At 57.2% G+C, this 10865-nt stretch carries 9 protein-coding genes and 1 pseudogene; 7 read left to right on the forward strand and 3 right to left on the reverse strand.

The window, feature by feature from the left end; translation table 11 throughout:
* Positions 1-392: 392 nt before the first annotated feature.
* Positions 393-1013, reverse strand: a complete 621-nt coding sequence (locus A39O_RS0126400; protein WP_020507663.1) for a DUF2076 domain-containing protein — start codon at positions 1011-1013, stop codon at positions 393-395.
* Between the two features lie 369 nt (positions 1014-1382).
* Here A39O_RS0126400 and acnB point away from each other — a divergent pair, with 369 nt between their 5' ends.
* Complete coding sequence (acnB, locus tag A39O_RS0126405; RefSeq protein ID WP_020507664.1) at positions 1383-3980, forward strand: bifunctional aconitate hydratase 2/2-methylisocitrate dehydratase; 2598 nt, start codon at positions 1383-1385, stop codon at positions 3978-3980.
* 155 nt (positions 3981-4135) lie between these two features.
* Here acnB and A39O_RS0126410 read toward each other — a convergent pair whose 3' ends face one another.
* Positions 4136-4633 carry a phage integrase N-terminal SAM-like domain-containing protein gene (locus tag A39O_RS0126410; protein ID WP_020507665.1) on the reverse strand — a complete coding sequence of 166 codons (498 nt, stop codon included), beginning with the start codon at positions 4631-4633 and terminating at the stop codon, positions 4136-4138.
* Between the two features lie 428 nt (positions 4634-5061).
* Positions 5062-5375: pseudogene (gene tnpA, locus A39O_RS35340) on the reverse strand (IS200/IS605 family transposase).
* Between the two features lie 828 nt (positions 5376-6203).
* Between tnpA and A39O_RS42375 the strand changes: the two are divergent.
* The 6 genes from A39O_RS42375 (at position 6204) to A39O_RS35350 (ending at position 10626) form a co-directional block, all read left to right on the forward strand.
* Entirely contained in the window at positions 6204-7085 is an 882-nt protein-coding gene (locus A39O_RS42375) for a hypothetical protein (protein WP_211211739.1), read from the forward strand.
* A gap of 114 nt (positions 7086-7199) precedes the next feature.
* On the forward strand, positions 7200-8249 hold the full coding sequence (locus A39O_RS39350) for an IS630 family transposase (protein ID WP_083924903.1): 1050 nt from the start codon (positions 7200-7202) through the stop codon (positions 8247-8249).
* 119 nt (positions 8250-8368) lie between these two features.
* A complete protein-coding gene (locus A39O_RS0126425) occupies positions 8369-8848 on the forward strand; it encodes a PIN domain-containing protein (RefSeq protein WP_020507668.1) in 480 nt (159 codons plus the stop codon).
* On the forward strand, positions 8838-9050 hold the full coding sequence (locus A39O_RS41285; protein WP_157640432.1) for a hypothetical protein: 213 nt from the start codon (positions 8838-8840) through the stop codon (positions 9048-9050). The genes A39O_RS0126425 and A39O_RS41285 overlap by 11 nt, the downstream gene beginning before the upstream one ends.
* Before the next feature lie 329 nt (positions 9051-9379).
* Positions 9380-9964 carry a TMEM175 family protein gene (locus A39O_RS0126430; RefSeq protein WP_020507669.1) on the forward strand — a complete coding sequence of 195 codons (585 nt, stop codon included), beginning with the start codon at positions 9380-9382 and terminating at the stop codon, positions 9962-9964.
* Positions 9965-10056: 92 nt separating this feature from the next.
* Positions 10057-10626 (forward strand): dihydrofolate reductase family protein, encoded by a 570-nt coding sequence (locus A39O_RS35350; RefSeq protein ID WP_020507670.1) that lies wholly within the window; start codon positions 10057-10059, stop codon positions 10624-10626.
* Positions 10627-10865 lie beyond the last annotated feature (239 nt).

A 10865-nucleotide genomic window follows, 5' to 3' on the forward strand; every position in this document is an offset into this window, starting at 1 on the left:
AGTCCACCGAATCCCGCGTCGTCGCTGGTGGACTGCGCTGCGCTGGTCCACCCTACGAGGCGGCGCGGCCGGAACCGTGATCTAGCAGCCTGTCGGACTTATCAAGCTCCGTAGGAGCCCGCTTGCGGGCGACGTGACCTGCCGGAATCGCGTCATTGTGCCCCACCCGTCGCCCGCAAGCGGGCTCCTACGGGTTGGATTTTTCGCGGAAATCACCTTACGTTANATTGTGGAGCAACAAAAAGCCTTTATGTTGACTCATACCCTAATCCTAGGGGCTAAGTCCGACAGGCTGCTAGGCCACCGTATCCGCGGGGAGCATCAAATCGATTACGACAAGCGCGACGGCCGCTGCGCCCGTCCGCAACGGACGCAGCGGCCCGCCTCAGGCGTCAGAACTCGCCGAAACTGTCGAAGTCGCCGCCGTCATCGGCCATGAAGTCTTCCTGCTCGGCTGCCGGCTCCTCTGCCGGAGGCTCTTCCGCCGGTTTTTCAGCCGCTTCGGCGGACCCGCCGAACATGCTGCCCACCGCGTTGGCGAGCAGCATGCCGCCGGCCACGCCGACCGCGGTCGTCATCGCGGACGCCATGAAGCCCCCGCCGCCGCCGGGCTGGGCCGGACCGCTGCCCCAGCCGCGGCCGGGTGCGGCCTGGTTGCCGAACTGGTTGCCGTACTGGCTGCCCGGAGGCATGACCGGGGTGCGGTCCGGGCGGATGGTGGTGGTGGACTGTCCCGACCCGCCGCCAAAGAGCCCGCCCAGGAAGCCGCCGCCACCGCTGGCGGGACGCTCGGCCAGTTCCTGTTCCAGTTTCTGGACCCGCTCGCTGAGTGCCGCGACGGCCTGCTCCTGGACCAGAATGACCTGCGACATGTAGTAGGGTGCGGCCGGCTGACTGCTCAGGGCGTCGTTGATCAGCTTCTCAGCACCCGGATCACGCGGGCCGGCTTGCTGCTCCGCCTGCTTGAGCTTATTGAAAAGCCCGCTGATCAGATCTTGTTCGTTCTGTTGCATGAGTTCACCTGTGGTTGGTTGGAGAGTCCGCGGTTGGATGCCATGTGGGTGCGGAAGTTCCCGGAGACCAGGGCAACCGCGGCGGCGGGTCTGGTGCGGTATCGGGGTACGGGTGTCCAAGGCGTCGATCGCTGTTCCGGTGCCCGCTGTCGCGTCTCGCGGACTCCGGCCACGCAAGCACACGAACCACATGGACATCGCGGCCTCCTGCCGGCCGCTGACCCGTGCAAATCGCTTGGCAGGTCCTACATAAAGCATAAAATAACCGATTGACCCAATAAATTTGCCGCCAGACCCCTTGGCGGCGGCGGTAGGGTAAGCGCCTCCCGTTACACCAGAGTGACCACCAGTCCGTTAGGAGCCATCGAAATGTTAGAAGCCTATCGCCAGCACGCGGCCGAACGCGCCGCGCTCGGCATTCCGCCGCTGCCCCTGTCCGCGCAGCAGACCGCCGAGCTGATCGAACTGATCAAGCAGCCGCCGGCCGGTGAGGACGCGTTCCTGCTGGATCTGCTGACCCACCGGGTGCCCCCGGGGGTGGATACTGCGGCCCAGGTCAAGGCCAGTTTTCTGGCCGCGGTGGCGCACGGTGACCTCACCGTCGGACTGATCAGTAAGGCCAAGGCCACCGAACTGCTCGGCACCATGGTGGGGGGCTACAACGTGCACCCGCTGATCGAACTGCTGGACGACCCCGAGGTGGCCGCCGTGGCCGCCGCCGGCCTGAAAAAGACCCTGCTGATGTTCGACTTCTTCAACGACGTCGCCGAAAAGGCCAAGGCCGGTAACGCCCAGGCCAAGGACGTCATGCAAAGTTGGGCCGACGCCGAGTGGTTCACCAGCCGCCCCGAGGTGCCCAAGTCCATCACCGTCACCGTCTTCAAGGTGCCCGGCGAGACCAACACCGACGACCTGTCGCCCGCGCCCGACGCCTGGAGCCGTCCGGACATCCCGCTGCATTATCTCGCGATGCTGAAGAACACCCGTCCGGACGCGGCCTTCAAGCCCGAGGAGGACGGCAAGCGCGGACCCATGCAGTTCATCGAGGACCTGAAAAAGAAGGGCCATCTGGTCGCCTATGTCGGCGACGTGGTGGGCACCGGCTCCAGCCGCAAGAGCGCGACCAACAGCGTGGTCTGGGCCACCGGGCAGGACATCCCGTTCGTCCCGAACAAGCGCTTCGGCGGCGTGACCCTGGGCGGCAAGATCGCGCCCATCTTCTTCAATACGCAGGAAGACTCGGGCTCGCTGCCGATCGAACTCGACGTGTCCAAGCTGGAAATGGGCGATGTCGTCGACATCCTGCCTTATGACGGCAAGATCGTTGCGCACGGCGGTCAGGCGGTGCTCTCCGAGTTCGCGCTCAAGAGCGAGGTGATCTTCGACGAGGTACGGGCCGGCGGCCGCATCAATCTGATTATCGGCCGCAGCCTGACCGCCAGGGCGCGCGACTTCCTGGGCCTGCCCGCATCCACCAGCTTCCGCCTGCCCGCGATCCCGGCGGACACCGGCAAGGGCTTCACCCTGGCGCAGAAGATGGTCGGCCGCGCCTGCGGCCTGCCCGAGGGCACCGGCATGCGCCCCGGCACCTACTGCGAGCCGCGGATGACCACCGTCGGCAGCCAGGACACCACCGGGCCCATGACGCGCGACGAGTTGAAGGACCTGGCCTGCCTGGGCTTCAGCGCCGATCTGGTGATGCAGTCCTTCTGCCACACCGCCGCCTATCCGAAACCGGTCGATGTGAAGACCCATCGCGACCTGCCGGCCTTCATGAGCAACCGCGGCGGCGTGGCGCTGCGCCCCGGCGACGGCGTCATCCACAGTTGGCTGAACCGCCTGCTGCTGCCCGACACTGTCGGCACCGGCGGCGACAGCCACACGCGCTTCCCGATCGGCATCAGCTTCCCGGCCGGCTCCGGTCTGGTTGCCTTCGGGGCCGCGACCGGTGTCATGCCGCTCGACATGCCCGAGTCCGTCCTGGTGCGCTTCAAGGGTAAGATGCAGCCGGGTGTCACCCTGCGCGACCTGGTGCATGCCATCCCGATGTATGCCATCAAGGCCGGTCTGCTGACGGTGGCCAAGGCCGGCAAGGTCAACGCGTTCTCCGGGCGCATCCTGGAGATCGAGGGCCTGCCGGATCTAAAGGTGGAACAGGCTTTCGAACTATCCGACGCCAGCGCCGAGCGCTCGGCCGCCGGCTGCACCATCAAGCTCAACCCCGAGCCGATCAAGGAATACCTCACCAGCAACATCGTGCTGATGAAGAACATGATCGCCGACGGGTATCAGGACAAGCGTACGCTGGAGCGCCGCATCAAAGCGGTGGAAGCCTGGCTGGCCAACCCGCAATTGCTGGAAGCCGATAAGGACGCGGAATACGCCGCGGTCATCGAGATCGATTTGAATGAGCTGAAGGAACCGATCCTCTGCTGCCCGAACGACCCCGACGATGCCAAGCCGCTGTCCGCGGTGGCCGGCACCAAAATCGACGAGGTCTTCATCGGCTCGTGCATGACCAACATCGGCCACTTCCGCGCCGCGGCCAAACTGCTCGGCGGCCAGCGTGACATCCCGACCAAGCTATGGGTGGCACCGCCGACCAAGATGGACCAAAACGAACTGGTCAAAGAAGGCCACTACTTCACCTTCGGCGTCGCCGGTGCCCGCACCGAAATGCCCGGCTGCAGCCTGTGCATGGGCAATCAGGCTCAGGTGCGAGAAGGTGCCACCGTGGTCTCCACCAGCACCCGCAACTTCCCCAATCGTCTGGGCAAGAACAGCAACGTCTACCTGGCGTCGGCCGAACTGGCGGCCATCGCCAGCAAACTGGGCCGGATTCCCACGGTCGCCGAATACCAGGCCGAGATGGGCATCATCGATGCGGACAAGGCGAGCGTCTATCGGTATCTGAACTTCGACCAGATCGAGGAATATGCGGAGACGGCCAAGGGCGTGGCGGCCTGATCGGCATGGATTGAGCGGTTTGGATACCGGTCAGTGTAGGTGCGACTTCAGTCGCACCTGCACCCGAGCCGATGGTTGGGTAGTATCCGGTGTTCCGGAAATCACCTAAACCCGCAACAAGCCATTGGCCCAACCGCCGGTCTGGCGCCACCCCCTCAGGCGTTCGTCCCTACGCCGCTGCGTGTCGCACCCCGACCCCCAGCAGCGCATCCACCGGGCTCTGCACCGCCGAGCCGCCGCGCTGCAACACATGGCACCAGCGCGACTTCCTCCCTGGTCAAGACCACCGGCACCCGCTCCGGGCGCTTCGCACGGGTCACCCCGTCTACCCAGACCAGTTCGATGCCCAGCACCTGCTTGTACAGAAAGAGTACACCGCACAGGGCCTGATTCTGGGTCGACGCCGACACCCCGCGTTGAACCGCCAGATTCGACAGGAAGGCTTCCACTTCCTGCGCGCCCATGTCCCGCGGGTGGCGCTTATTGTGAAACCAGATAAAGCGCTTGATCCAACCGATGTAGGCCTCCTCGGTGCGCGGGCTATAGTGCAGTTTGCGCAGTTTGTCGCGCACCTGGTCCAGCAGGCGACGGGGCTGCGGCTCGGCAGCAGGCGGAGAGGGGATCATGGCGGGTCGGTCCAAGCGATTTTTCATAACTGTAAAAATAGACAGTCAACGCAGAAAAGGCAAGCCCGTTCCGCCCAGCGGGAACGCACCCGACGGCTGACCATCATCGTCGCGTCGGCCGTAGCAGCGGCTTCCAGCCGCGTCAAAGCCCCGCGCTTGGTCATGCTGGGCGGTTGGAGTCCAAGGCTTCAGCCTTGGATCGGGCAGGCCAAGGCTCTGGTCGGAACGATGATCGATGCGCGCCTGAACGACGCCAGGCCGAGCGCGGCCCCCTGTCGATGCCTCCTAAACACCCTGATAAACCTTCGGGAAAGATGTTACAAAATATTGTTTTCTTTCTCTTTTTAGTAACCATCCCCCGGCAAAGCCGGGGGCTTTCGATCGTGAGCCGCTCAAAGCGGCTACGGGGTCGCTAACGCGGCCCCGCGGTTCTTGGGCCACCTAAAGGTGGCGAATCAGCTCCAGAGGTTGAGCTGCTCGAGTCGCTGGTCCTCCTGCTCTTGGTTCTTGATGTACTCACGAATCGTCGCCTCGTCTCGACCCACCGTCGAGACGAAGTACCCCCGAGCCCAGAAGTGCTGCCCGACGAAGTTGCGCTTGCGTTCGCCGTACACCCGAGCAAGATAGATCGCGCTCTTGCCCTTGATGTAGCCGATCACCTGCGACACCGCGTACTTCGGCGGAATTGCGATCAGCATATGCACATGGTCGGGCATCAATGGTATTTGCACTCCCATTTGGAGTGGCTTAGGCTTTGGGACTCGTCCATCGGGATTCTCCACTGTCGTGTGCTTGGCGGCTCACAACACGGAGTTTCCCGGATGGACTCCCGGAAATGTCAAACTTTTTCGGTCCCCCGGCAAAGCCGGGGGATTTCCTATTCTATTAACTTTGCTACAGCAGCACCGGTCGGTTTATGCGGACCGGTTCGGGCGTTATGAGGCAAGATCGCCTCATAACGCGTAAACGGTGCGAGTCTGAGCGCGGCCTCCCTGCCGGTGCCTCTAAACACCCTGAGAATTCGTCGAGAAAGGCACTTCATACGATTGTATTTTCTCCTATTCTCTTGTGAGAACCGCGCGGGCATCCCCCGGTTTATGCGGTGTACCTTCGATCCGTTCGTGGGATATGAGGCAATCTTTCCTCATATCGCACGAACGGTGCAGCGAGGAACTGCGCGCAAGCGCTTGACACTCTGAAAAAATCCTGATCCAATCCTAAAAAGGCGACGAATTATGGGGTAGTTCGTCTGCCGAAATCTAGGTTGCGCCAGTGGCATTCGCCATGCGGCAATGCTTAGGGTCTGCTGTCCAGGCTAGCCAGATGAAGGGTTTTTCCAGGGGTATTAGTCAGGTGTTGGAATGGCTGAAAAGTAATGCGGAGTGGTTTCTTAGTGGCATTGGTGTTGTACTAATTGGGGCCATCGTATCGCTTCTAAAAGGTTGGCTATCGGGGCGGCACCGTGTCAATGTGCTGATGCATTGAGCGTATTTTTTTGGCTCCACCCGCCCATGTATCTTCATGAATCTTAAGGCCGCGCCCGTAACCGTCGGGTGGAACTGATTCGGCAATGACTCCCAACTCCAAGGATTACGCCATGAAACAATCTTTTTTGACGCCCGCATTATGCCTTTCCACCTTAATGCCCGTGTATGCCGCAGAGCCATCGTCAGTCTGCGCCTTGATCAGTGCCGCAGACATCCAGAGTGCCTTCGGGCAGGCTGTAAAAAAGACCACTGACACAGCGGAATTTTGTGATTATGAAATACGTGGATTTTCGGTTCGCGTCACGCGGATCGATTACCACGATGAAGATGCCGCCGAACAGGGCTTTAAGAGCTTATTCTCAGGCAAGACGGCAATCGACGGTCTAGGCGATGAAGCCAACAGTCTCCGCAGAGGGCGGGAAGTGGAAAAGGTTTCCATGCGTCAAGGTCAAACTGTGTTGAGCATTAGCCGAATGGGTGGCGAATTTAAAGATGATGACCTTCTGACTTTGGAAACCTTGTTACGTCAGGCAGCGGGCAATCTACCTGCTGCTGGTTCACCCGTCACAGACACCTTGGAGGCGGCTTGTGAACCTGTGCTTAAAGCCAATGAAGCTAAACTTGCCCAACCTGCGTGGCATAGCATAACGGAAAGTGACGGCTTGAAATTGGAAGCCATTAAAGTCGATGGGCAGTATTTCATGAAAGTGAGTGACCAATGGCAACAAGGCCCGAATATGGATCATGCTGAAAATGTTGCCATCGGCATGTTAAAAGACGGCAGCATCAAGCTCAGCGATTGTCAGGAAGACGGTTCGGAAACGCTTGACGGCGTGGAAACGACGGTGTTTCGTTATAACGCAACGGTGGAGGGTTCACCCGCCAGTCGAACCACTCTATACATTGGCAAGGTAGACGGTTTGCCCTATAAGACGGACGCAGACGGCACAGTCAATACCGTGCGCTACCAAGGCATTGCAGTGCCCAAGTGACGAAGATAAGGTAATTATCGAGGCGCTATTTAATAACCGGACGCGCCTTAATGGCAATTTTTCTAGCATAGTCTATACTTAGAGTTAGGTTTCGGATTACGAGGAGAGTCGATCATGAGTAACGATTGGCTTAGTGACGCAAGAAAGATTCCTGGCGAACCAATGAGCTATATTCGGAAACTGGCGGTCCAGTCTGTCGTCGAACGAAATTACTCCCCTGATTTGGTGGCTAGTGTATTTGGCCTTTCCCGTAGCTCAGTCTATGAGTGGGTGAAAAAATACGAGAAAGCCGGCTATGATGCACTAAACACTCAAGATGCACCGGGGGCGGAACCGCGAATCACTGCCAAGATTGATACGTGGCTGAAGTCCATTGTTCTCTCAGAAAATCCAACAAGCTATGGATACGATACGGTCTTGTGGACCTGCCAGATTCTCGCTGAAATTATAGAAAAAACGTTTTGCGTCAGAGTGATTCCTTCAACAGTTAGTGCGCATCTGAGGCAAATGGGTCTCAGTTATCAAGAGCCATGTTATCGTGCTAAAGAGCGTGATCCGGCGGAAATAGAATATTTTCTAAATGAAAAATTCCCAAGAATACAAAGACTTGCGTTAAAGATTGGCGCAGATATTGCATACGAAGATGAAGCGGGGGTCGATATGAGTGAACGATCCGGGCGCACATGGGGATTGATTGGGAGAACGCCCGAAGTCATAGTCACGGGGCAACGCGGTAAGCTGAATACACTTTCGCTTGTCACCAATGATGGCCAGATGGAGTATGAAGTAACGCAAGGCCGCATCAACTCAGAAGTATATATCGGCTTTCTTGACAAAGTACTGAGCGGTAGAGATAGCCCACTAATTCTTCTCGTTGATCGTGTTGCATTTCACCATTCAAAGGAAGTACGTGCTTATGTGCGGAGTAACCGCGCCAAAATTCGAGTTTATTTTCTGCCAAAATATGCACCCGAGTACAACCCGATGGAGCAAGGATGGGAAGAAATAAAAGACAACCACCTTAGGAAGCAGCCAATATGTACCCGTGATGATCTCAAAAAGAGACTAAATTCAGCTTTGGATTCACTAAAAAAAGACATCAAGCGAATCCGGTCGTTCTTTCTCTTGCCGCATACAATGTATGCAAGCAGCTTGTCCGCATAACTAATGAAAGCTCGATAAAGCATGCAACGAGATAACCGGGACAGACCAGAATCGGAAAAGGGGCCAGGCTCAATTATGAAATTCACGAATAGCCTAACCCACTAGATAGCTATAGCAATATGAATAGGTCGCTTTACCTTGATAGCACGATCCCAAGCTATCTTTTTGACGAACGAGAGAGCATCAAGACCTACATTGAAGTCACACGCAACTGGTGGGAAGAAGAGCGCAAGAATTTTGAGTTATGGATTTCCGAAGAAAGCATTATCGAGATCAGCAAAGGCGACTATCCGAACAAAGAAAAGCTAATTGAGTTAATCTCCGAGATACAAGTGCTCTTACCTGATCCTCGGGTCTTTGAAATCGCTCAGGTCTACCTGGATAACTACCTCATGCCTCGCTCACTCACGGGCGATGCCGTACACTTGGCGTATGCCTCATACTACAAACTCGATTTCTTGCTTACTTGGAATTGCAATCATCTCGCCAATGCGAACAAGAAGCAACATATCCTCATTATTAATGCAAGAATGAACTTGCCAACTCCTGAGATAATTACGCCACTGGAACTATTCACGGAGACGCGCCATGATAACTAGCCCCTTGCTGGAAGCCAAATACAGAATACAGAAGCAACTCGGCGAAGAAGCAGGACACGATATTTTGAAATATGCGAGCAACTCTCATCGTATCGTTTCCGAAATCGAAGCAAAGTACCGGGTAAAGTTTAGGTATGGTTCAGCGGTAACAAGCGAGAGCCAAAACCCAGCGCTGGTTCATGAATCGCAAGAAATAGCCTAACCTTCGCCTCAAAAGCGAGCGCGCGCCACGGGCGTTGCGCTAACTCGCAAGGTCATCAGAGGCGCGCGCCGCTTTTGGCTTTACGTTATCGCGCCGGGTAATACGGGACCGGGTAATACGGGACAGGGTAATACGGGACAGACCACGGTTTCCCCCGAAATCCCTGCCACGGCTGCAAAGAAGATAAAGAATCGCCTAACCTTTGGCTAAACAGCGAGCGCGCGCCACATCCGTCGTGCTAATTCTCAGCGTCATCGGTGGCGCGCGCCGCGTTAGCCTTCACGTTAGGTTTCTTCGCGCAATTTCACTTTTCTGACAGGGGATGATTTATGGGGAAAACCCGTCTTGAAGCGTTCAGTGATGGTGTCATTGCCATCATCATCACCATCATGGTGCTCGAAATGAAAGTGCCTCACGGGGAAACAGTTGATGCCTTGTTACCCCTGTTCCCCGTTTTTCTCAGCTACATTCTTAGCTTTGTATATGTCGGTATCTACTGGAATAACCACCATCACATGTTGCATACCGTAAAGCGGGTTTCTGGTTCTGTTCTTTGGGCAAATCTACATCTGCTTTTCTGGCTTTCACTTTTCCCCTTCGCTACCGGCTGGCTTGGCGAAAGCCACTTCGCTGCATTACCCAGCGCCCTTTACGGCATGGTTCTACTGATGGCCGCTTGTGCCTATTTCATACTTCAGCATGCAATCATTTCTTCTGAGGGAGAGAAATCCCTACTCAAGGCTGCCGTGGGTCGAGATAGGAAAGGCAAAGCCTCATTGGTGCTCTACGTCCTCGCAGTAATTGTGGCTTTTTGGCTTACTTGGGTTGCACAGCTAATTTATATCGCCGTTGCAATAATGTGGCTTATTCCTGACCGACGCATCGAGAATGCCCTTCAAGAGAGCGAAACCTAACCCATCATTCGAGCGGACCTGCGCGAAAAGCCGCGCAGGCCGCTCAATTCAGACGTTAGGCCGCACAAACCACCCTTCTCGCTCACCTCGCCATGAAAACTCAGTACTACACGGCGACCAGCCTCGACGGCTTCATTGCCACGGAAGACGATTCGCTGGAATGGCTGTTCCCGCTTGGCGATATAAACGACACAAGTTATCCGGCCTTCATCGCAGATATCGGCGCCTTGGCCATGGGATCTACGACATACAAGTGGATGCTCCGTCACTCTGAGAAGGTCGTACAAGAGACGGGAAAAGCGTGGCCATATACGCAACCGTCGTGGGTCTTCACGCACCGTGAACTACCGAAGATCGAACGCGCTGACATCCGCTTCGTGCAGGGCAATGTCCAAAAGGTCCACGCCGAGATGATTGAAGCCGCAAGCGGCAAGAACATCTGGATTGTTGGCGGCGGCGATCTTGCTGGACAGTTTCACGACGCCGGGCTACTAGATGAAGCAATAATCCAAGTCGCCTCGGTCACGCTGGGCAGCGGTAAGCCGCTCTTCCCTCGCAGAGGAAAAGAGGAAAAGGAGGAAAAGAAGGAGGAAAAGCAAGGAAAAGCAAGGAAAAGGCAAGGAAAAGGGGCCAGTGCGGCCTGGCAAGGCCGCGTGTTCTAGCGGGTGAAAGTCCCGCCTGGGTAATCGTGAGCCGCGAGCCCAGTATCGAGCCTTGCGGCGTAGCCGGTAACGGACGCGTCGATGCGTAGGCACGAAAGCAGGCGAGGTGCAAAGGTAACGGGTGATGCCGACCCTGAAGGTGTTGAGCCCCGAAAGTTTTGGTTGGTGAGTGCCGACGGTTTTGTCCCGCCGGTAGGCAACAATCGGCGCTGCGCAATGGCGAGCGGCGCCGGTACTCC

Origin of the sequence: Lamprocystis purpurea DSM 4197 (assembly GCF_000379525.1) — a bacterium.
Taxonomy (GTDB): domain Bacteria; phylum Pseudomonadota; class Gammaproteobacteria; order Chromatiales; family Chromatiaceae; genus Thiodictyon; species Thiodictyon purpureum.